This window comes from Hydrogenophaga sp. UC242_53, from assembly GCF_042696965.1.
In the GTDB taxonomy this organism is placed as follows: Bacteria; Pseudomonadota; Gammaproteobacteria; order Burkholderiales; family Burkholderiaceae_C; genus Hydrogenophaga.
Genome location: NZ_CP170552.1, coordinates 1,857,026 through 1,877,456, shown reverse-complemented (window position 1 = coordinate 1,877,456; position 20,431 = coordinate 1,857,026). Strand labels below are relative to the sequence as shown.

Below are 20,431 nucleotides of genomic sequence, written 5' to 3'. Positions count from 1 at the left end.
GTCACCCCAAAGCCTTCCGGATCTGCTCCAGCACGTCTTTCGCGCTCGCCGGGATCGGCGTGCCCGGGCCGTAGATGCCCTTGACGCCCGACTCGTACAGGAAGTCGTAGTCCTGGCGCGGGATCACGCCGCCCACGAACACGATGATGTCGTCCGCGCCCTGCTTCTTCAGCTCGGCGATGATGGCCGGCACCAGGGTCTTGTGGCCGGCGGCCAGGGTGGACACGCCCACCGCGTGCACGTCGTTCTCGATCGCCTGGCGCGCGCATTCTTCGGGCGTCTGGAACAGCGGACCCATGTCGACGTCGAAGCCGAGGTCGGCGAACGCCGTGCGCCACCACCTTGGCGCCCCGGTCGTGGCCGTCCTGCCCGAGCTTGCTGATCATCACGCGCGGCCGGCGGCCCTGCTCCTCGGCGAAGGTGTTGATCTCGGTCTTGAGGGCTTCCCAGCCCTCGGCGGAATCGTAGGCAGCTGCGTACACACCGGTCACCTTTTGCGTATCGGCGCGGTGGCGCCCGTAAATCTTCTCCAGCGCATCGCTCACCTCGCCCACCGTGGCGCGCAGGCGGATGGCCTGGATCGACAGGTCCAGCAGGTTGCCCTCGCCGCTGTCGGCCGCAGCGGTCAGCGCCTCCAGCGCGGCCTGCACCTTCGCCGCGTCGCGCGTGGCCTTGATCTGTTTCAGGCGGGCGATCTGCCCGTCGCGCACCGCCACGTTGTCGATGTCGCGCGCCTCGATCGGGTCTTCCTGCTTGAGCTTGTACTTGTTGACGCCGACGATCACGTCCTTGCCGGAGTCGATGCGCGCCTGCTTCTCGGCGGCGGCGGCTTCGATCTTGAGCTTGGCCCAGCCGCTGTCCACCGCCTTGGTCATGCCGCCCATGGCCTCGACCTCCTCGATGATGGCCCAGGCCTTGTCGGCCATCTCCTGCGTGAGGCTCTCCATCATGTAGCTGCCGGCCCAGGGATCCACCACGTTGGTGATGTGCGTCTCTTCCTGGATGATGAGCTGCGTGTTGCGCGCGATGCGCGCGCTGAACTCGGTGGGCAGCGCGATGGCTTCGTCGAACGAGTTGGTGTGCAGCGACTGCGTGCCGCCGAACACCGCGGCCATGGCCTCGATGGCGGTGCGCACCACGTTGTTGTAAGGGTCCTGTTCGGTGAGCGACCAGCCCGAGGTCTGGCAGTGCGTGCGCAGCATCAGGCTCTTGGGGTTCCTGGCGTTGAAGCCCTTCATGATGCGCGTCCACAGCAGGCGGGCGGCGCGCATCTTGGCGATCTCCAGGTAGAAGTTCATGCCGATCGCCCAGAAGAAGGACAGGCGCCCGGCGAAGTCGTCCACGTCCATGCCCTTGGCGATCGCGGTCTTCACATACTCCTTGCCATCGGCCAGCGTGAAGGCCAGCTCCAGCGCCTGGTTGGCGCCGGCTTCCTGCATGTGGTAGCCCGAGATCGAGATCGAGTTGAACTTCGGCATGTGCTGCGCCGTGTACTCGATGATGTCGCCGATGATCTTCATCGACGGCTCGGGCGGGAAGATGTAGGTGTTGCGGACCATGAACTCCTTGAGGATGTCGTTCTGGATGGTGCCGCTGAGCTGGTCCTGCCCCACCCCCTGCTCCTCCGCCGCCACCACATAACCCGCCAGCACCGGCAGCACCGCGCCGTTCATGGTCATGGACACGCTCACCTTGTCCAGCGGGATCTGGTCGAACAGGATCTTCATGTCCTCCACGCTGTCGATCGCCACGCCGGCCTTGCCCACGTCGCCGGTGACGCGCGGGTGGTCGCTGTCGTAGCCCCGGTGCGTCGCCAGGTCGAACGCGACCGAGACGCCCTGCCCGCCCGCGGCCAGGGCCTTGCGGTAGAAGGCGTTGCTCTCTTCGGCGGTGGAGAAGCCCGCGTATTGGCGGATCGTCCACGGCCGCACCGCGTACATGGTGGCCTGCGGGCCACGGATGAAGGGCTCGAAGCCCGGCAGGGTGTTGGTGTGCGGCAGCCCGGCCGTGTCTTCGGCGGTGTACAGCGGCTTGACGCGAATGCCGTCGGGCGTGACCCAGTCCAACGCCGAGACATCGCCACCGGGCGCGGATTTGCGGGCCGCCTGAGCCCAGGCTTCCAAGGTGGCTGCGTTGAATTCGGGCTGTTTCTGGCTCATGGCAAAACTCGGTTTGGACGGGATCAGGACCGCCGAGATTCTACATGATTCATAATTATTGATGCAAAATATTCCTATTGGCTTACAATGCCGGCCTGTGTCCCACACCCCCGATTGACCCCTCCCTGACCATGTCCGCTTTGTCGCTTTCGCCCCGCGCCCTGTACGAAGAAGTCGCCGAGCTGCTGCGCCAGCGCATCTTCCGCCGCGAGCTCGAGCCCGGCAGCTGGATCGACGAGCTCAAGCTCGCCGAGGAATACGGCATCAGCCGCACCCCGCTGCGCGAAGCGCTCAAGGTGCTGGCCGCCGAAGGCCTGGTCACGATGAAGGTGCGGCGCGGCGCCTACGTCACCGAAGTGTCCGAGAAAGACCTTGCGGATGTCTACCACCTGCTGGCCCTGCTGGAGTCGGACGCGGCCGGCGTGGTGGCCGCGCGCGCCAGCGACGAGGAGCTGGCCAGCCTGCAGGCCTTGCACCAGGAACTGGAAGCCGCCGTGGGCGAGCGCGACCGCTTCTTCGCGCTCAACGAGCAGTTCCACATGCGCGTGCTCGAACTCGCGCGCAACCGCTGGCGCGAGCAGATGGTGGCCGACCTGCGCAAGGTGATGAAGCTCAACCGCCACAACTCGCTGCTCAAGAGCGGGCGCATCGAAGAGTCGCTGGCCGAGCACCGCGCCATCGTGGCCGCGCTCACGCAGCGCGACGCCGCGTTGACGGTGCAGCGCATGCGCGAGCACTTCGAGAACGGCCTGGAAGCCGCGGCCTGACCGGTCCCGGCCCACGGGCCGCTGGTAAAGTCCCGCCTGCCTTTCTGCCGCGCGGCTTGCGCCCGCGCGGCGCGCCGCCATCGCCCCATTCCCAGAACAACCCATGTCCGTTCCACTCCCTGCCCAACCCGGCATCCTCCAGCCCATTCCCACCCAGGCCCGCTACCTCAGTTGCCAATTGCGCATCGGCGCCACCCCCCAGGCCGTGCTGCGCGAACTCGCTGCTTTCGCCGATGGCGAAGCGACCGTCGTCGGCCTGGGCGAGTCGCTGGTGCGTGCGCTCGGCACGCAGGTCCCTGGGCTCAAAAGCTTCCCTCAGATCGAGGGCGCGCTCGTCAAACTGCCGGCCACGCCCATCGACCTCCTGATCTGGTTGCGTGGCAGCGACCGCGGGGAACTGTTGCTGCGCAGCCGCCAGCTGGAGGCCTTGCTGGCGCCGGCCTTCGAGCTGCGCGCCATCACCGACGCCTTCAGCCACCGCACCAACCACGACCTCAGCGGCTACGAAGACGGCACGGAAAACCCGCAGGGCGAGGACGCGCTCGCCGCGGCCCTGGTGGCCCAGGGCCCGCTCGCGGGCAGCAGCTTCCTGGCGGTGCAGCGCTGGCGCCACCAGTTGAGCCATTTCGCCGCCATGCCCGAGCTGCAACGCGACCACGTCTTCGGCCGCGCCCACCACAACAACGAAGAACTCGACGACGCACCGGCCTCGGCGCACGTGAAGCGCACGGCCCAGGAAGACTTCGAGCCGCCGGCGTTCGTGCTGCGCCGTGCCATGCCCTGGGCGGAGGGCAACGAAGGCGGCTCCATGTTCACCGCCTTCGGCCACTCGTTCGATGCCTACGAAGCCCTGCTGCGCCGCATGTCGGGCGCGGAGGACGGCGTGGTCGACGCCCTCTTCTCCTTCACGGAACCGGAAACCGGGGCCTACTTCTGGTGCCCGCCCCTGCACCAGGGCCGCATCGACCTGCGCGCCGTGGGGCTCTGAGCCTCAGGCGCCCACCAGGCCGTCGGTTTCGGCTTCCTGGCCCACGTGGGCCTGGGCCATGGCCCACACCTCGCGCGGAGGCAGTGGTTTCAGGCGGTGGTCGCTCCAGACCTGGCGCCAGCGGCGCGCGCCGCGAAACCCGTGGCGCAGGCCCAGCATGTGGCGCGCGATCGCGTACCAGGGGCAACCGTCTTCCAGGAAGGCTCGCTCCATGTAGGCCACCATCTGCTCTTCCACCGCTTCGCGCGTCACGGTGGACGGCGCGGCGCCGAAGAAGGCCTCGTCCCAGCCGGTGAGCACCCAGGGGTTGTGGTACGCCTCGCGGCCGACCATCACGCCATCGACCGCACTCAGGTGCTCGGCGATCTGCGCGTTGGTGGTGAAGCCGCCATTGATGGCAAAGGTGAGTTGCGGAAAGTCCTGCTTGAGGCGGTGCGCGAGTTCGTAGCGCAGCGGCGGAATCTCGCGGTTCTCTTTCGGCGAGAGGCCGTCCAGCCAGGCGTTGCGCGCGTGCACCAGGAACACGCCGCAGCCGGCCTCGCTCACGGTCCCGACGAAATCGCGCACGAAGTCGTAGCTCTCGACCCGGTCGATACCGATGCGGTGTTTGACGGTGACGGGAATCGAGACCGCGTCCACCATGGCCTTGACCCCGTCGGCCACGGTTTGCGGCTCGGCCATCAGGCAGGCGCCGAAGGCCCCGCGCTGCACGCGGTCGCTCGGGCAGCCGCAGTTGAGGTTGATTTCGTCGTAGCCCCATTGCTCGCCCAGGCGCGCGGCGCTTGCCAGCTCGGCGGCGTCGCTGCCCCCCAGCTGCAAGGCCACCGGGTGTTCCTCGGCGTTGAAACGCAGGTGGCGTTGCACGCTGCCGTGGGTGAGCGCGCCCGTGGTCACCATCTCGGTGTACAGCAGGGTGTGCTTCGAGAGCAGGCGATGCAGGTAGCGGCAGTGGCGGTCGGTCCAGTCCATCATGGGCGCGACGGACAGGCGCCAGGGACTCGGAGCTTGCAGGGTGGGATGTGGTTGCACCCCGGTATTTTCTCACCCCGGCGAGCAGGCAAAAGAAAACCCGCCGAAGCGGGTTGAACCTCCTGGCGGAGGGAAGCTCGGGGGGGAGGGAGCTTCGGAGACTTGGTGTGACAGTCACGCCAGTATTCCGGCGCTGCCGCAGGCCCCTTGTCGGAGAGTTGCCGACGCGCTTGTAGGACGGGAGGAGATTCGCCGCGCCAGGGGTGGAAGCGGCCGGGTTGCACCACCACAATGGGCCATGCATACACCAACACGACCCCATCTGAACCTCTTGGCTTGCGCCCTCGCCGCGCTGGCGCTGGCCGGCTGTGCCGCCGCAGAACAAAGGGTGGATCTGCAACCGCCTGTGGCCAGCGGTGCCGGTGTGCAGGTGCAGGACTCGCGGCATGACACCGATCTGAAACTCAAGACGGACACCGGCACCCTGCCTGTCGAGATCCGGCCCCCGGTCGCCGAGGCCCTGCGGAACTGGGTGGCCGCCAGCTACACCGGGCCTCAACCCTTTTACGTGGGCTTGCAGCGCCTGGAGCTGCAGCACCAGGGCGGCCTGGCCTCGGGAGACGAACTGTCCTGCACCGTGGAATCGCAGGTGCGCGTGGGTGGTGAGGTGGGGCGGCCCGTGCGCACCCGGGTGCACAACAACGCCCGGCTGACACCCGATGCCACCAGCGCGGTCCAGCTCATCGTCTCGCAATGCCTGGAAGCCCACGCCAGGGACATCAACGCGCCGACGGGCAGCCGCTAGGCTGCCCGCCTTCGTGATCGTCCGATCAGAACATCAGGGCGATCAGGATGATGATGGGAATGGGGACACCGAGGAAAAACAGCAGCAGGGATTGCATGGAAGGCTCCTTGGAAAGGTAAAAGGGTGTGCAGGGCGGGAACTCAGGCCCGATCGCGCTGGCGGCCACCGAAGGTCGCGGCCAGGCTGGCAAAGAAGGCGCCGATCAGCAAGGAGACGAACAGCCACAGCGCGCCATAGGCCGACGCCTTGCGCGCCTTGTCGGCCGCCTCGCGCGCGGCGGTTTCGGCTTCGCGGGCCTTGATCTGCATCCGCCCGAAGGTGTCGGTCACGCGCTTCTGTGCGTCCTGCGCGCTGACGCCGGTGCGCAAGGCCACCTGCTGGCCGAGGTAGCTGGCGTCCTCGGGCGGCAAGGCGCCGTTCTTCAGGGCCGTGAGGAAGATGCCCGAAGCATCGGCAGCGATCGCGGCAGGCGACGGGTTCACCATCAGCAAGCCCGGGGCGCCGGCCGTCGACGCCGCCGCCGCGTCGGTCCGGAACAGCGTGCCGACAAAGTAGTCCAGATCGGCCTCGCCGTCCTTTTCACCATCGGCCTTGTCCGCCACCTGGGCCACCGCCGCACCCGCGCCACCGGCCGCCACCGTGGCGCCGGCGTTCACACCGGTGCCCACGATCGCACCGATCACCGAGGTGAGCAGCGTTGCCGTGGCCAGGGTCGCCACCGCCCAGGCCAGGAAGCCGTGCGCGGTGTCGCGGAAGTAGACCTCGTCGGCCTGCGTGCCGGCCCAGCGCGTGCGCAGCCGACCGGCCAGATAGCCGCCCATGCCAGAGGCCACCAGTTGGGTGAAGGAAATCCAGAGGATGGTCGAGACGCCGAAGGTGGCGGCACCGATGCCCTGCTGCACCCAGGGCGAGACCGATGCCAGCCCCAGGCCCGTGCCCAGGATGAGCAGGATCAGCGAGAGCGCGGCCGCGCCGGCCGCGCCGGCGAACACCGCGGGCCAGGACACCGCGTGCTCGGATGCCGGCGCCACGGCGATGTCGTCGAATGTGGGCGAATGGGTCAATGCCATGATGGGCCTCCTGTTGGAATGTCAGGCCATCATGGGTGGCGTCCTCATGGGCGCCTGTCGGACGGGTGCGCGAAGGCGTGTAGGACCGGCCCTGGTGCCGATCCGAGGTCAGGCCGCGGCGCGCGCGCCCGGGTTCGCGAGCTTGGAATGCTCGATCACGTAGCGCGTCATCGACTGCGCCAGCTCTTCCTCACCCAGGAAGACCTTGCCGGCGACTTCTTTCTCGAGCAGGCCGGCCTCTTCCTCGCTGTGCGTGCGCACCACGGTCTGAATCTCGGGATTGAGGGCGCGGGCGGTGGCGATCATCTGCCGCACGTTGAGCGTGTCGGGCGTGGCGATCACCAGCATGCCGGCGCGCGCGATGTGGGCCTGGATCAGCACCGCCGGGTCCGCCGCGTCGCCGAACACGGCGGCAATGCCGCGCTCGCGCAGCCGCTCGACGATGTCGCGGTTCTCTTCGGCCACCACATAGGGCAAATGCTGTTCATCCAGCGCGGCGGCGATGCGCCGCCCCACCCGGCCGTAACCCACCAACACCACCTGGCGCGAGAGAAATTTCTCGTGCGTGGTCATGGGCAGTTCGGCCAACGGGTCGTCGCGCTGTTCCAGCTTGCGCGCGAACTCGGAGTTCTTGCGCAGCCATTCCTGCAGCGGGTTGATGGCCTTGAACCACAGCGGGTTGGTGGCGATGGAGATGAGCGCACCCGCCAGCACCAGGCTCTGCCCCTCGGGCGGCAGCAGGCCCAGCGATGCCCCCAGGCCGACCAGGATGAAGGAGAACTCGCCGATCTGCGCCAGGCTGGCGGAGACGGTGAGCGCGGTGTTGAGCGGGTAGCGCATCGCCACCACCAGGGCGGCGGCGGCCACCGACTTGCCCACGATGATGATCAGCACCACGCCGAGCACCTGCAGCGGACGCTCGATCAACACGGCGGGGTTGAACAGCATGCCCACCGAGACGAAGAACAGCACCGCGAAGGCGTCGCGCAACGGCAGCGACTCTTCGGCCGCGCGGTGGCTGAACTCCGATTCGCGCAGCACCATGCCGGCGAAGAAGGCACCCAGCGCGAACGACACGCCGAACAGCGCCGCCGAGGCGAACGCGATGCTCACCGCCGCCGCCACCACGCACAGCGTGAACAGCTCGCGCGAACCGGTGCGCGTGACCTGCCACAGCAGCCAGGGGAACACCCGGCGCCCCACCACCAGCATCAGCGCCACGAAGCCACCCACCTGCAGCAGGGTGAAGCCCAGCGTGCGCCAGATCGAATCGAGATCGCCGTCCGAGCCCTTGCCGCCCAGAAAGCCCGCCAGCGGCGGCAGCAGCACCAGCACCAGCACCATCGCCAGGTCTTCCACCACCAGCCAGCCCACCGCGATGCGGCCCGTGAAGGAATCGAGAATGCCCAGGCTCTCCAGCGCCCGCAGCAGCACCACGGTGCTGGCCACCGAGAGCGACACGCCGAAGACCAGCGCCGAGCCGAAGCTCCAGTCCCACCACCACATGGCCATGCCGATGCCCATCAGCGTGGCGACCGCCATCTGCACCACCGCGCCGGGCAAGGCGATCTTGCGCACCGAGAGCAGGTCTTCCAGGGAAAAATGCAGGCCCACGCCGAACATCAGCAGCATCACACCGATCTCGGCGAGCTGGGCGGCGATGCCGGCGTCGGCCACGAAGCCCGGCGTGAACGGTCCGATGATCACACCCGCCAGCAGGTAGCCCACCAGCGCGGGCAGGCGCACCTTGGCCGCCAGGAAGCCGAGGATCAGTGCCAGACCCAGGCCCGCAGCAATGGTGTTGATCAGTGAAACGCTGTGCGGCATGGGCCGGAAACTCCTTGGCGGAAAGGGGGTGGGGGTGCGGTCGAATTTACACCACGCTTTCGCAGGAACCATGCCCGCAACAAAAAACCCGCCGAAGCGGGTTTCTCTTGGAGCGCGTGAGAGTGTTCAGCCCATGTGCAGGCCGCCGTTGACAGAGAAGTCCGCACCGGTGGCGTAGCCGCCCTCCTCGCTGGCCAGCCAGGCGATGATGGACGCGATCTCGCTCGGCTCACCCAGGCGCTTGACGGGCACGGTGCCACGATCTTCTCCAGCACGTCGGGCCGGATGGCCTTGACCATGTCAGTGCCGATGTAGCCCGGGCTCACGGTGTTGACCGTGACACCCTTGGTCGCCAGCTCCTGCGCCAGCGCCATCGAGAAGCCGTGCATGCCGGCCTTGGCGGCCGAGTAGTTGGTCTGCCCAGCCTGGCCCTTCTCGCCGTTGACCGACGAGATGTTGATGATGCGGCCCCAGCCCTTTTCCACCATGTCGGCCACGACCTGCTTGGTCACGTTGAACATGGAGTTCAGGTTGGTCTCGATCACCGCATCCCAGTCGTCGCGCGACATTTTCAGGAACATGCGATCGCGCGTGATGCCGGCGTTGTTCACCAGCACGTCGATCGTGCCGTGCTCCGCCTTGGTCTTGGTGAAGGCTTCCACGGTGGAATCCCAGTCGCCGACATTGCCGACCGAGGCGTGGAAGCTGTAGCCCTGAGCCTTCTGCTCGTCGAGCCACTTCTTGAAGTCGCGCGTGGGGCCGCAGCCCGCAATGACCGTGAAACCTTCCTTGTGCAGGCGCTGGCAGATGGCCGTTCCGATGCCACCCATGCCGCCTGTGACGTACGCGACTTTCTTGCTCATTTCTTGTGCTCCTTGTGCCTTTGGCGATGGTGACCGGAAGGCCCTCCCTCCGGTCATCCGTTGTTGATTTAACCGTGAATTCAGCGTTCGACCGCGAGGGAAACCCCCATGCCGCCACCGATGCACAGGGCCGCGAGACCTTTCTTTGCATCGCGGCGCTGCATTTCATGCAGCAGCGTCACGAGGATGCGGCAGCCGGACGCACCGATGGGGTGGCCGATGGCGATCGCACCGCCGTTGACGTTGACGCGCGCCGGATCGATGTCCAGCGCCTTGTTGACGGCGCAAGCCTGGGCCGCGAAGGCTTCGTTGAGCTCGAACAGGTCCACGTCGCTGGCCTTCCAGCCAGCGCGCGCCAGGGCCTTCTTCGATGCCGGCACCGGGCCCATGCCCATGGTGGCCGGGTCCAGGCCGCTGGTGCCGAAGGCGGCGATGCGCGCCAGCGGCTTGAGGCCCAGCGCCGCGGCCTTCTTGGCGGTCATCACCACCACCGCGGCGGCGCCGTCGTTGATGCCCGAGGCGTTGCCCGCCGTCACCGAGCCGGCCTTGTCGAACGCGGGGCGCAGGCCGGCCAGGGCTTCGGCGCTGGTCTTCTTGTTGATGAACTCGTCGGCATTGAAGAGGATGGGGTCACCCTTGCGCTGCGCAATGCTCACGCCCACGATCTCGTCCTTGAACTTGCCAGCGTCCTGCGCGGCGCTGGCCTTCTGCTGGCTGCCCAGCGCGAGCGCGTCCTGCGCGTCGCGGCTGATGCCGTGCTCCTTGGCCACGTTCTCGGCGGTGATGCCCATGTGGTACTGGTTGTACACGTCCCACAGGCCGTCGACGATCATGGTGTCGGTCATCTTCCAGTCGCCCATGCGCTGGCCGTCGCGGCTGCCGTTGAGCACATGCGGCGAGGCGCTCATGTTCTCCTGGCCACCAGCGATCACGATCTCGCTGTCGCCCCAGGCCACGGCCTGCGCGGCCAGCATCACGGCCTTGAGGCCGGAGCCGCACACGGCGTTGATGGTGAGCGCCGGCGTTTCCTTGGCGACGCCGGCCTTCATCATGGCCTGACGGGCCGGGTTCTGACCCACGCCAGCGGCCAGCACCTGGCCCATGATCACTTCACCGATGGCGTCGGCCGGCAGGCCGGTGCGCTCCAGCAGCGCCTTGATGACGATGCTGCCCAGCTCCGTGGCCGGTGTCTTGGCGAGCGTGCCGCCGAACTTGCCCACGGCGGTGCGGGCGGCTGAAACGATGACGATGTCTTCCATGCAATGTCTCCTGGGGGTGCGGATGAAAAAAAATGTTCAGGCTTTGGCTTTGACGTAACGGCCGGGTGCGGGCTCGATGGCGGTGTAGCGCTTGGCCTTGCCATACGCCTTGGGCGCAGCAATTTGCTTGCCAGCCAGCGGCTTGAGCCAGGCGGACCAGTCGGTCCACCAGCTGCCGGGGTGTTCGGTGGCGCTGGCGATCCAGTCCTTCACGTCGGCCGGGAACTTGCCCGCCGGGCCGATCCAGTGGCTGCGCTTGTTCTTCGACGCGGGGTTGATCACGCCCGCGATGTGACCCGAGGCGCCCATCACGAAGCGCTTCTTGCCCGGGAAGATCTGCGTGCTGCCGTAGGACCCGCCGATGGGCACGATGTGGTCTTCGCGCGAGCCGTAGATGTAGACGGGGAGCTTGACCTGGCGGAAGTCGATCTTCTCGCCGCACACCGTGGTCTTGCCCGGCTTCACCAGGTTGTTCTCCAGGTACATCTGGCGCAGGTACCAGGCGTAGTACGGGCCCGGCAGGTTGGTGCTGTCGGAGTTCCAGTACAGCAGGTCGAATGGCGGTGGCGTCTCGCCCTTGAGGTAGTTGCCCACCACGTAGTTCCACACCAGGTCGTTCGGGCGCAGGAAGCTGAAGGTGGTGGCGAGGTCGCGCCCGGGCATGAGGCCGCCATCGGCGAACTGCATCTCGCGGAACTTCACGAAGTTCTCGTCGATGAACACGTCGAGGATGCCGGTGTCGGTGAAGTCGAGCAGCGTGGTGAGGAAGGTCGCGCTGTTCACCGGCGTCTCGCCCCGCGCGGCCAGCACGGCCAGCGCGGTGCCCAGCATGGTGCCGCCCACGCAGAAGCCCAAGGCGTTGATGGTCTTGGCGCCGGTGATGTCCTGCGTGACCGCGATGGCCTTGACGACCGCGTCTTCGATGTACTCGTCCCAGGTCTTCTTCGACAGCGATTCGTCGGGATTGCGCCAGCTCACCACGAAGGTGCGGTGGCCCTGCTCCACGCAGTAGCGGATCAGCGAGTTCTCGGGCTGCAGGTCGAGGATGTAGAACTTGTTGATGCAAGGCGGCACCAGCAGGAAAGGCCGCTCGTACACCTTGGCGGTCAAGGGCTTGTACTCGATGAGTTGGAACAGCTCGTTCTCGAACACCACGGCGCCTTCGGTGGTGGCGACGTTCTTGCCGACCTCGAACACGCTCTCGTCGGTCATGGACACGTGGCCCTGCTTCATGTCGTGCAGCAGGTTCGCCACGCCCTTGGCAATGCTCTCGCCCTGCGTCTCGATCGCCTTCTTCTGCGCTTCCGCATTGAACGCCAGGAAGTTGCTGGGCGCGCTGGCGTCGATCCACTGCTGCACGGCGAAACGGACGCGCGTTCGCGCCTTGGCGTCGCCCTGCATCGCCTCGGCCATCGCATGAGGGTGCGGGCGTTGAGCAGGTAGGTCGCGGCCGCGAAGGCCGCCATGGGGTTGCTGGCCCAGGCGTCGGACGCGAAGCGCCGATCGCCCGCGGGCTTCACGTTCGGCCCCTGGTTCCACAGCCCGGCCAGTTCCTGGAGGTAGGTGTTCTGGATCTCCAGCAGCTGGGCCGGGTCGAAGCTGACCGCCTGGCCCTGGCTGGCCTGGCTGAAGATGTCGCCCACGGCCGGCATGCCGGGGAAGCCGGCGGCGCCCGTGGGCATGGCCGATCCCGAAGGGGCTGGCCGCGCCCGCTTTCGGCATGAACGCCTTGAACGCGGCAAAGGGGTCGCTGGCGGCGGATGGGGGGGCAGAGGCGCCGGGGAAAGCCTGGGCCATCTGCGTCCACTGTTGAACGAGGTTCTGCTGGAACTGTTGCGCGGTTTCCAGCCAGTCTGAAGAAGGGTTCTTGCCCGATGTCATGCTGGTCTCCTAGGGTGTTGCCTGCGACTTATCATGGGCAGCCCTCGGGGGAGAGATTCCGGATCTTCCCCAGGTTTTTCGTATCAGCATCCAGCAGGCTGACACGGGTGGTCCGGGCTGCAAGGAATGTTGTGTATCTGGTGGTGATCGGTTGGATGTACGTGGTGCTCATGATGTCGGTGGCCGAAGCGACCAACACCACAGGCTCTGTGCTGGGAGCCATTGTGACCTTTTTTCTTTACGGTTTGCTGCCGGTCGCACTGGTGGTTTACCTGATGCTCACGCCACAAAGGCGCAAAGCGATCAAGGCACGCGAGGCCGCGGAGCTCGAAGCACAGCGGGCCGCGACGACCTCGACCACAGCCTCAGTCGATCCAGACGCAGGCGGCCATGCGCCCGGTGCTGCCGAGGCGGACGGCATCGCGCCGGTGCGAAAAGAACCGTGAGGCCTGCGTGACGGTGCACCACGCGGCGCTGCCGTCGTTGCCGTGCACCTGTGCCACGCCCGCGGCCTGAAGCCGGCGCCGCGCGAGCGCGGGCAGGTCCGCCAAAGATTTGCCGTCTCGCCCATGAGACCGAAAACAGGAAGCGGCTTCGACATCGGCCGACACGAAGGCGCCCTTCACTTCCGCGCCGACTTCGAACGCCGACGGACCGATGCAGGGGCCGAGCCAGGCCACCACCTCACCCTCGCCCGCCGCTTCGCGCAAGGCGCGCAGCGTGGCCTCGAGCACACCGTTCGCCAGCCCGCGCCAGCCCGCGTGCGCGGCGGCCACCACCTGGCCCGAGGCATGGGCGAACAGCACCGGCAGGCAATCGGCCACCATGATGGTGGCGGCCAGGCCGGGCCCTTGCACCACACAGCCATCGGCCTCGGCGCCGTCCGGCGTCGCGCGGTCCAGCCGCACCACCCCGGTGCCATGCACCTGCTGAAGAAACACGGGACGTGCGGGCGCGGTCAGCGAGGCCAGGCGGGCGCGGTTGGCGGCCACCGCAAGCGGGTCGTCGCGCACGTGGTCGCCCAAGTTGAAGCGGTCGAACGGCGGGGCCGACACACCACCATCGCGCGTGGTGAACAGCGCCCGCACGCCCGGTGGTGCGGGCCAGTCGGGAACCAGGCTGTCCGGGGACTGGGGCATCAGGCCTCGGCGTCCGGGCAGGCCGATGGCTGGGCCTGCTGAAACGCGGGCAAGGCCATGCAGGCCTCGAACGCGGCCATGGTGCGCGGCAGGCCGCTGAAGTCGGTGTTGAAGCGCTGGCCGTTGAAGATCTGCGGCACCAGGCAGCAATCGGCCATGGTGGGCGTGTCGCCCGCGCAGTAGGTGGACTGGGGCTGCAGCGCGAGCTGGCGCTCGAAGGACTCCAGACCGCTGCGCACCCAGTGGCGGTACCAGACGTTCTTGGGCTCCTCTTCCACCTTCAGTTCCTTGGTCAGGTACTTGAGCACGCGCAGGTTGTTGATGGGGTGGATCTCGCAGGCCACGATCTGCGAGAGCGCGCGCACGCGCGCGCGGCCCAGTGCATCGGCCGGCAGCAGCGCGGGCGCGGGCTGCACCTCGTCCAGGTACTCGATGATCGCCATCGACTGCGTCAGGCGCGTGCCATCGTCGAGCTCGAGCAGGGGCACCAGGCCTTCGACCGCCTTGTCGGTGAAGGCCGGCAGCTTGTGGTCGCCGCGCGCGATGTGCACGGGCACGTAGTCGTAGGCAATGCCCTTGAGCGCGAGCGCGATGCGCACGCGGAACGAGGCCGAGGAGCGGAAGTAGTTGTAGAGCTTCATGGGCTCCAAGGATAAACCCGCAGCGGCCAGGCCCCTCAGGCCGTCAACGCCGGGTAGTCCGTGTAGCCCTTTTCGCCGCCGCCGTAGAAGGTGGTCTTGTCGGGCTGGTTGAACGGGCCACCCTGCTGGAGCCGGGCCACGAGGTCGGGGTTGGCGATGTAGCTCTTGCCAAAGGCCACGAGGTCGGCGCCGTCGTCCAGGGCGTTTTGCGCCAGCGAGAGGTCGTAGCCGTTGTTGACCATCCAGGCCGCACGGCCGCCGGCCTCGCGGTAGGCGGCGCGCAGCGCGGCGTAGTCGAACGGGCGATCGGGAATCTCGCGCGGGCCACCCGTGGCGCCTTCGATGACATGCACATAAGCCAGATCGAAACGCGCCAGCTCGCGCACCACGCAGGTGAAGAGCGGCTGCGGGTCGGCGTCGACCACGTCGTTGGCCGGCGTCACGGGCGAGAGGCGGATGCCAGTGCGCGCCGCGCCGATCGCATCGGTCACGGCCTGGACCACTTCCAGCAGCAGGCGCGCCCGGTTCTCGATACTGCCTCCGTAGGCGTCGGTGCGCTGGTTGCTGCCGGTCTTCAGGAACTGGTCGATCAGGTAGCCATTGGCCGCGTGGATTTCCACCCCGTCGAAGCCAGCCTCGATGGCGGCCAGCGCGGCCTTGCGGTAGTCCTCGACGATGCCAGGCAATTCGGCCGCGTCGAGCGCGCGCGGCACGGAGGTTTCCACGAAGGTGGGCACACCGTCCTTGATCAGCACCGTCTTGGTCTTGGCGGCAATGGCCGAGGGCGCCACGGGGGCACCGCCCTTGGGTTGCAGCTCGGTGTGCGAAACGCGGCCCACGTGCCAGAGCTGGGTGACGATCTTGCCGCCGGCGGCGTGCACGGCCGCGGTCACGCGTTTCCAGCCTTCGATCTGTTCGGCCGCGTACAGGCCCGGCACATCGGCATAACCCTGGCCTTGGTGGCTGATGGCGGTTGCTTCGGTGATCAACAGGCCGGCGCTGGCGCGCTGCTGGTAATAGGTGCGCATGAGCGGCGTGGGCACGGCGTTGGGCGCGCGGTTGCGCGTGAGCGGTGCCATGACGATGCGGTTCGCCAGCGACAGCTGGCCGGCGGTGGTGGGTTCGAAAAGGCGGGTCATGCGGATGGGTCAGCGGGGTTGAACGATGGCCCATTGTGCGCAGCCACCCCCGTCGACTCCTCGGGATGGCGCAAATCCCCACGGCCGCAAGGTCGTTGCGGCCGTCCCTGCAAACCCGCCGCGCTTGTGCTGCTGAACGCTCAGCCCACCACCAGGCGGATGCCGGGCAGCACCTGCTCGGACTCGGCGCGCCGCTCCAGCGCCAGGCGCATGTTCATCTGCGCCACTTCGGTGTGTTCCACCGCGAGCGCCTGGGCGCGCGCGCTTTCGCCGCGCCGCAGGGCATCGAACAGCATGTGGTGCTGGCGGTGCGCGTACAGCATCCAGTCGCGGTCCATGGTCACCGTGCCCTGCATGGGCAGCATGGCCGAGGCCGGCGCGAACGGCAGCTTGTCGTTGAGTTCCACCGAGCGTTGCAGGGCCCGGTTGCCGCAGGCATCGAGGATCAGCGCGTGGAAGCGGTCGTTCATCAGGGCGTAGGCCGCGTAGCTTTCGATGGTCAGCGGGTTGTCCGCGAGCAGGCGGTCTCCCTCATCGAGCACGGTCTGCAACTGGCCCTGCAACTGGCGCGACACGCCGTGTTCGGCCACCAGCCGTGCGGCCATGCCTTCGAGGTGGCCGCGCACCGCGATGGCGTCGATCACCTCCTGCGCGGTGAACTGGCGCACCAGGTATTTGCCGGTCTCGTTGGCCTGCACGAGCCCCTCCTGCTCCAGCGTGACCAGCGCGGCGCGCACCGGCGTGCGCGAGGCGCCCAGGCGTTCGGCCAGCTGTTGCTCGGCCAGGCGCTGGCCGGGTTCGAACTGACCGCTCAGGATCAGGTCGCGCAATTGCATCAAAACGGTTTCTTGCAGGCTCATGGCACAAAATGTACACCGAAATCAAAAAACGGTATACCATTTCGATACCCCACCCCGTTTTATTGCCGGAGATTCCCCACATGAAAGCCGAACTCAATCAACGCATGACCCAGGTCGGACCGGGCACGCCCGGTGGCGAGCTGCTGCGCCGCTACTGGCAGCCGGTGGCGCTGATGGACGAATTCAACCCCGCGCTGGACCCCCAGATGGCCGTGCGCCCCGTGAAGGCGGTGCGCGTGCTGGGCCAGAACTTCGTGCTGTTCCGCGACGCCCTGGGCGAGTTCGGCCTGCTCGATCGCGACTGCCCGCACCGCGGCGCCGACCTCGCCTTCGGCCGCAACGAAGGCGATGGCATCCGCTGCCCCTTCCACGGCTGGAAGTTCGACACCACGGGCCAGTGCATCGACACCCCGGCCGAGCCCGCCGGCAGCAAGATGTGCACGCGCATCAAGCAGCGCAGCTACCCGCTGGTGCAGCGCAGCGGCGTGCTGTTCGGCTGGTTCGGTCCCGAGGACCAGACGCCCCCGCCCTTCCCCGAGCTGGACTGCTTCACCGCGCCCGAAAGCCACACCTTCGCCTTCAAGGGCCTGTGGCACTGCAACTGGCTGCAGTCGCTGGAAGTGGGCATCGATCCGGCGCACGCCTCCTACCTGCACCGCTTCTTCAACGACGGCTCGCTGGAAGACAGCTACGGCAAGCAGTTCCGCGGCGCCAGCGCCGGTGACGTGGGCGGCGAGCGCTGGCCCATGACGCGCGTGATGCGCGAATTCGGCCAGCCCCTCATCAGCTTCGAGCCCAAGCCCTATGGCCTGCAGCTCACCGCGCTGCGCCCCATGACCGACGAGCTGACCCACGTGCGCGTGACCAATGCCGTGTTCCCGCAGACCTTCGTGATCCCGCTGTCGGAGACCATGACGATCACGCAGATGCACGTGCCGGTGGACGACACCCACAACTACTGGTACGCCTTCTTCACCAGCTTCACCGGCCCGGTGGACAAGGACGCCATGCGCACGCCGCGCCTGCAGGCCGTGACCCTGCCCGACTACATCCCGAAGTCGGGCCGCCACAACAACTGGGGCTTCAACGCCGAAGAGCAGCAGACCCGCACCTACCTCGGCATGGGCGAGGACGACATCAACGTGCACGACCAGTGGGCCTGCGAGAGCATGGGCCCGATCCAGGACCGCACGCGCGAACACCTGGGCACCACCGACAAGGTGGTGATGGCCAACCGCCGCATGCTGCTGCAGGCCATCGACGCCGTGGAGCAAGGCGGCACGGCCCCCGGCGTGGCCGACCCGGCCTTGCACGGCGCCATTGCAGGCCCCGACACGGTGGACGGCATCGCCCCCGCGCAGGGCTGGGAAACCTGGTGGCAGGACGCGGTGCGCGACAAGCGCGAAGGTGCGCCCTGGCACGCGAAAGCCTCCGCCGAGGAAACGGCGGGCGCCAAATGACGTCGTTCGCCCAACGCTGCGGCCTCGAATCCCCCGAACGCGACGCCGAATGCCGGCGCGTGGCCCAACTCATCGAAGCCAGCGGCATCGAGCTGGTGCGCTTTGGCTGGTGCGACGCCCACGGCATGCTGCGCGGCAAAACGCTCACCGCCAAGGCAGCGCTGCGCGCGCTGAACGACGGCGTGGGCATGGTGGGCACGCTGATGCTCAAGGACACGGCCGACCGCACGGCCTGGAAGGTGTTCGAGCCCGGTGGCGCCGACGGCCTGCCCGGCTTCGCCGGCGCGGCCAACCTCATGCTCATGCCCGATCCGCAGAGCTTCACCGTGCTGCCCTGGCTGGAGCGCACCGGCTGGCTGCGCTGCCAGCCCTGGTTCGCCGACGGCACGCCCGTGCCGCTGGACGCGCGCGGCATGCTGCAGACCGCGCTGGCGAAACTGGGCCAGGCCGGCTACGGCCTCAAGACCGGGCTGGAGGTGGAGTTCCACATCTACCGCATCACCGACACCCGCCCCCAACTCGACCCCGAACTCGCGGCCTGGCCCGGCCTGCCGCCCACGGTGGAGATGATCCACCCCGGCTACAACCTGCAGGCCGAAGCCATGGGCGACATGAGCGACGAGCCGCTGCGCATCGTGCAGCGCACCGCGCAGGCGTTGGGCCTGCCGCTGCAGTCGCTGGAAATCGAACTCGGCCCGAGCCAGGTGGAGGCGGTGTTCGACGCCACCGACGCCCTGACCGCCGCCGACCAGATGGTGCTGTTCCGCAACGGCGTGCGCCAGGCGCTGCGGCGCGCGGGCTACCACGCCACCTTCATGTGCCGCCCGCCGTTCCCCAACATCATGTCCAGCGGCTGGCACCTGCACCAGTCGCTGGTGGACCTGAAGACCGGCCGCAACGCCTGCGTGCGCGACACGCCCGCACCCGGCACCACCCGCACCGACGCCACGCACACGCTGTCCGAGGCCGGTGCGCACTGGCTCGCCGGCCTGCTGTCACACGCGCGCGGCATGACGGTGCTGTGCACGCCCACCATCAACGGCTTTGCCCGCTTCCGGCCCAACGCGCTGGCACCGCAGGCCGCGCTGTGGGGACAGGACAACCGGGGCGCCATGCTGCGCGTGGTGGGTGCGGCCGGCGACAACGCCACCCGCATCGAGAACCGCGTGGGTGAGCCCGCCGCCAACCCCTACCTCTACATGGCCGCGCAGATCCACGCGGGGCTCGACGGCCTGGCGCGCGCCACGCTGCCGCCGCCCGCGAGCGAATCGCCCTACGCGGCCGACAACCAGAAGCTGCCCTCTTCGCTGGGTGAAGGCCTGGATGCGCTGCGCGCCGACAGCGCGCTGTGCGCCGCGCTGGGTGAGGACTTCGTGCGCTACTTCTGCCGCATCAAGCAAAGCGAGATCGACCGCCACGCGCAAGCCGAGGACAAGACCGACTTCGAGCGCCGCGAGTACTTCGCCAGGACTTGAGCCCGCCCATGATCTCGATCCGATTCCTCAACGCCGATGGCACGGTGCAGGCCATCCAGACCGAGCCGGGCCAGAGCCTGATGAAGGCCGCGGTGGACGCGAACATCCAGGGCATCGAGGCCGACTGCGGCGGCAGCCTCACCTGCGCCACCTGCCACGTGATGATCGGGGCGCCCTGGGCCGCGATGCTGAGCGCCCCGGTGCCTGACGAGATCGACATGCTGGACTTCGCGTCCAGCCCGGTGGAGGCCGACAGCCGCCTGAGTTGCCAGGTCAAGCTCACGCCGGAGATGGATGGCATGGAGGTCCGGCTGCCCGCGTCCCAGCACTGAGGACGCACCGAAAAGCGGTCTGCGCCCATGGCACACTGGTGATCTTCGATTCCAACGAAACCACCTGCCATGCCAGACACCACCTACCTCTTCGCCCCCCCGGCCACCGTGAGCGTGCCCGTGGTGGGGCGCGCCGAGCGCTTCCCCGTGCACCGCATCTACTGCGTGGGCCGCAACTACGAAGAGCACGCCAAGGAGATGGGCTTCACCGGCCGCGAGCCGCCCTTCTTCTTCCTCAAGCCGGCCGATGCCATCGTGGTCGCCGAGGCAGGCCAGACCGCTTCCATGCCCTACCCCAGCCTCACCGGCAACCTGCACCACGAGATCGAACTCGTGGTCGCCATCGGCGTGGGCGGCAAGAACATCCAGGCCGCCGACGCCGCGAAGCACATCTGGGGTTATGCCGTGGGCCTGGACATGACGCGCCGCGACCTGCAGAACGACATGAAGAAGCAGGGCCGCCCCTGGTGCATCGGCAAGGCCTACGACCAGTCCGCGCCCATCGGCCCCATCACCCCGGCCGCGCAGGCCGGCAACGTGAACGAGGCGCCGATCTGGTTGCAGGTCAATGGCGCGGACCGCCAGCGCAGCACCGTCGCCAAGCTGATCTGGAACGTGGCCGAGACCATCGAACACCTGTCGGCCGCCTGGGAACTGCAACCCGGCGACCTGATCTACACCGGCACGCCCGAAGGCGTGGCGGCCGTGGTGAAGGGCGACACCCTGCACGGCGGCGTGGACGGCCTCACACCCATTTCGGTGCGCGTGGCCTGAACGAGAACGTGACGCAGGTCGCA

At 67.9% G+C, this 20,431-nt stretch carries 16 protein-coding genes and 3 pseudogenes; 8 read left to right on the top strand and 11 right to left on the bottom strand.

The features are described 5' to 3' along the window. Window position 1: 1 nt before the first annotated feature. Window positions 2–2,159 (bottom strand): annotated as a pseudogene (gene scpA / locus ACFJI0_RS09640) (methylmalonyl-CoA mutase). 131 nt (window positions 2,160–2,290) lie between these two features. Here scpA and ACFJI0_RS09635 point away from each other — a divergent pair. After that, window positions 2,291–2,926, top strand: a complete 636-nt coding sequence (locus tag ACFJI0_RS09635) for a GntR family transcriptional regulator (RefSeq protein WP_382324537.1) — start codon at window positions 2,291–2,293, stop codon at window positions 2,924–2,926. A 103-nt stretch (window positions 2,927–3,029) separates the two neighbouring features. Continuing rightward, window positions 3,030–3,914: a Dyp-type peroxidase gene (locus tag ACFJI0_RS09630; RefSeq protein ID WP_382324535.1), complete on the top strand. Its 885-nt coding sequence runs from the start codon at window positions 3,030–3,032 to the stop codon at window positions 3,912–3,914. A gap of 3 nt (window positions 3,915–3,917) precedes the next feature. Here the strand turns inward: ACFJI0_RS09630 and dusA are convergent, their stop codons facing one another. Beyond that, window positions 3,918–4,943, bottom strand: coding sequence for a tRNA dihydrouridine(20/20a) synthase DusA (gene dusA / locus ACFJI0_RS09625; protein ID WP_382324533.1), 1,026 nt, complete (start codon window positions 4,941–4,943; stop codon window positions 3,918–3,920). Between the two features lie 271 nt (window positions 4,944–5,214). Between dusA and ACFJI0_RS09620 the strand changes: the two genes are divergently transcribed. Beyond that, a complete protein-coding gene (locus ACFJI0_RS09620; RefSeq protein ID WP_382324531.1) occupies window positions 5,215–5,688 on the top strand; it encodes a hypothetical protein in 474 nt (157 codons plus the stop codon). A 140-nt stretch (window positions 5,689–5,828) separates the two neighbouring features. On the opposite strand, the gene ACFJI0_RS09615 is transcribed toward ACFJI0_RS09620, so the two are convergent. From ACFJI0_RS09615 to ACFJI0_RS09595, 5 genes and pseudogenes are all read right to left on the bottom strand, one after another. After that, entirely contained in the window at window positions 5,829–6,758 is a 930-nt protein-coding gene (locus ACFJI0_RS09615) for a hypothetical protein (protein WP_382324529.1), read from the bottom strand. Window positions 6,759–6,866: 108 nt separating this feature from the next. Further along, on the bottom strand, window positions 6,867–8,585 hold the full coding sequence (gene ybaL / locus ACFJI0_RS09610) for a YbaL family putative K(+) efflux transporter (protein WP_382324527.1): 1,719 nt from the start codon (window positions 8,583–8,585) through the stop codon (window positions 6,867–6,869). A 126-nt stretch (window positions 8,586–8,711) separates the two neighbouring features. Further along, window positions 8,712–9,448: pseudogene (gene phbB, locus ACFJI0_RS09605) on the bottom strand (acetoacetyl-CoA reductase). A gap of 80 nt (window positions 9,449–9,528) precedes the next feature. Beyond that, on the bottom strand, window positions 9,529–10,707 hold the full coding sequence (locus ACFJI0_RS09600; protein ID WP_382158302.1) for an acetyl-CoA C-acetyltransferase: 1,179 nt from the start codon (window positions 10,705–10,707) through the stop codon (window positions 9,529–9,531). Between the two features lie 36 nt (window positions 10,708–10,743). Further along, window positions 10,744–12,588 (bottom strand): annotated as a pseudogene (locus ACFJI0_RS09595) (PHA/PHB synthase family protein). Window positions 12,589–12,719: 131 nt separating this feature from the next. Here ACFJI0_RS09595 and ACFJI0_RS09590 point away from each other — a divergent pair. Continuing rightward, window positions 12,720–13,034 (top strand): hypothetical protein, encoded by a 315-nt coding sequence (locus ACFJI0_RS09590; RefSeq protein ID WP_382158306.1) that lies wholly within the window; start codon window positions 12,720–12,722, stop codon window positions 13,032–13,034. On the opposite strand, the gene pgeF is transcribed toward ACFJI0_RS09590, so the two are convergent. From pgeF to ACFJI0_RS09570, 4 genes are all read right to left on the bottom strand, one after another. Next, the gene (gene pgeF, locus ACFJI0_RS09585; protein ID WP_382324525.1) at window positions 12,954–13,727 is read right to left on the bottom strand and encodes a peptidoglycan editing factor PgeF; all 774 of its coding nucleotides are present in this window, start codon (window positions 13,725–13,727) and stop codon (window positions 12,954–12,956) included. The genes ACFJI0_RS09590 and pgeF overlap by 81 nt on opposite strands. After that, window positions 13,727–14,368 carry a maleylacetoacetate isomerase gene (gene maiA / locus ACFJI0_RS09580; RefSeq protein WP_382324523.1) on the bottom strand — a complete coding sequence of 214 codons (642 nt, stop codon included), beginning with the start codon at window positions 14,366–14,368 and terminating at the stop codon, window positions 13,727–13,729. Before maiA ends, pgeF begins: the two co-directional genes overlap by 1 nt. A 35-nt stretch (window positions 14,369–14,403) precedes the next feature. Next, the gene (locus ACFJI0_RS09575) at window positions 14,404–15,507 is read right to left on the bottom strand and encodes an alkene reductase (protein ID WP_382324521.1); all 1,104 of its coding nucleotides are present in this window, start codon (window positions 15,505–15,507) and stop codon (window positions 14,404–14,406) included. A 140-nt stretch (window positions 15,508–15,647) separates the two neighbouring features. Continuing rightward, window positions 15,648–16,367, bottom strand: a complete 720-nt coding sequence (locus ACFJI0_RS09570; protein WP_291116596.1) for a GntR family transcriptional regulator — start codon at window positions 16,365–16,367, stop codon at window positions 15,648–15,650. Between the two features lie 80 nt (window positions 16,368–16,447). Between ACFJI0_RS09570 and ACFJI0_RS09565 the strand changes: the two genes are divergently transcribed. The 4 genes from ACFJI0_RS09565 (at window position 16,448) to ACFJI0_RS09550 (ending at window position 20,408) form a co-directional block, all read left to right on the top strand. After that, window positions 16,448–17,827 (top strand): Rieske 2Fe-2S domain-containing protein, encoded by a 1,380-nt coding sequence (locus tag ACFJI0_RS09565; RefSeq protein WP_382324519.1) that lies wholly within the window; start codon window positions 16,448–16,450, stop codon window positions 17,825–17,827. Next, window positions 17,824–19,302 (top strand): glutamine synthetase family protein, encoded by a 1,479-nt coding sequence (locus tag ACFJI0_RS09560; RefSeq protein WP_382324517.1) that lies wholly within the window; start codon window positions 17,824–17,826, stop codon window positions 19,300–19,302. The genes ACFJI0_RS09565 and ACFJI0_RS09560 overlap by 4 nt, the downstream gene beginning before the upstream one ends. An 8-nt stretch (window positions 19,303–19,310) precedes the next feature. Continuing rightward, window positions 19,311–19,634 carry a 2Fe-2S iron-sulfur cluster-binding protein gene (locus ACFJI0_RS09555; protein WP_382324515.1) on the top strand — a complete coding sequence of 108 codons (324 nt, stop codon included), beginning with the start codon at window positions 19,311–19,313 and terminating at the stop codon, window positions 19,632–19,634. 69 nt (window positions 19,635–19,703) lie between these two features. Beyond that, a complete protein-coding gene (locus ACFJI0_RS09550; RefSeq protein WP_382324513.1) occupies window positions 19,704–20,408 on the top strand; it encodes a fumarylacetoacetate hydrolase family protein in 705 nt (234 codons plus the stop codon). Window positions 20,409–20,431 lie beyond the last annotated feature (23 nt).

What these genes read in the sequence shown, in the direction of transcription:
- ACFJI0_RS09635 (WP_382324537.1), top strand. Translation starts at nt 2,291, where the DNA reads ATGTCCGCTTTGTCGCTTTCGCCCCGCGCCCTGTACGAAGAAGTCGCC.
- ACFJI0_RS09630 (WP_382324535.1), top strand. Translation starts at nt 3,030, where the DNA reads ATGTCCGTTCCACTCCCTGCCCAACCCGGCATCCTCCAGCCCATTCCC.
- ACFJI0_RS09615 (WP_382324529.1), bottom strand. Translation starts at nt 6,758, where the DNA reads ATGGCATTGACCCATTCGCCCACATTCGACGACATCGCCGTGGCGCCG.
- ybaL (WP_382324527.1), bottom strand. Translation starts at nt 8,585, where the DNA reads ATGCCGCACAGCGTTTCACTGATCAACACCATTGCTGCGGGCCTGGGT.
- ACFJI0_RS09600 (WP_382158302.1), bottom strand. Translation starts at nt 10,707, where the DNA reads ATGGAAGACATCGTCATCGTTTCAGCCGCCCGCACCGCCGTGGGCAAG.
- pgeF (WP_382324525.1), bottom strand. Translation starts at nt 13,727, where the DNA reads ATGCCCCAGTCCCCGGACAGCCTGGTTCCCGACTGGCCCGCACCACCG.
- maiA (WP_382324523.1), bottom strand. Translation starts at nt 14,368, where the DNA reads ATGAAGCTCTACAACTACTTCCGCTCCTCGGCCTCGTTCCGCGTGCGC.
- ACFJI0_RS09575 (WP_382324521.1), bottom strand. Translation starts at nt 15,507, where the DNA reads ATGACCCGCCTTTTCGAACCCACCACCGCCGGCCAGCTGTCGCTGGCG.
- ACFJI0_RS09570 (WP_291116596.1), bottom strand. Translation starts at nt 16,367, where the DNA reads ATGAGCCTGCAAGAAACCGTTTTGATGCAATTGCGCGACCTGATCCTG.
- ACFJI0_RS09565 (WP_382324519.1), top strand. Translation starts at nt 16,448, where the DNA reads ATGAAAGCCGAACTCAATCAACGCATGACCCAGGTCGGACCGGGCACG.
- ACFJI0_RS09560 (WP_382324517.1), top strand. Translation starts at nt 17,824, where the DNA reads ATGACGTCGTTCGCCCAACGCTGCGGCCTCGAATCCCCCGAACGCGAC.
- ACFJI0_RS09555 (WP_382324515.1), top strand. Translation starts at nt 19,311, where the DNA reads ATGATCTCGATCCGATTCCTCAACGCCGATGGCACGGTGCAGGCCATC.
- ACFJI0_RS09550 (WP_382324513.1), top strand. Translation starts at nt 19,704, where the DNA reads ATGCCAGACACCACCTACCTCTTCGCCCCCCCGGCCACCGTGAGCGTG.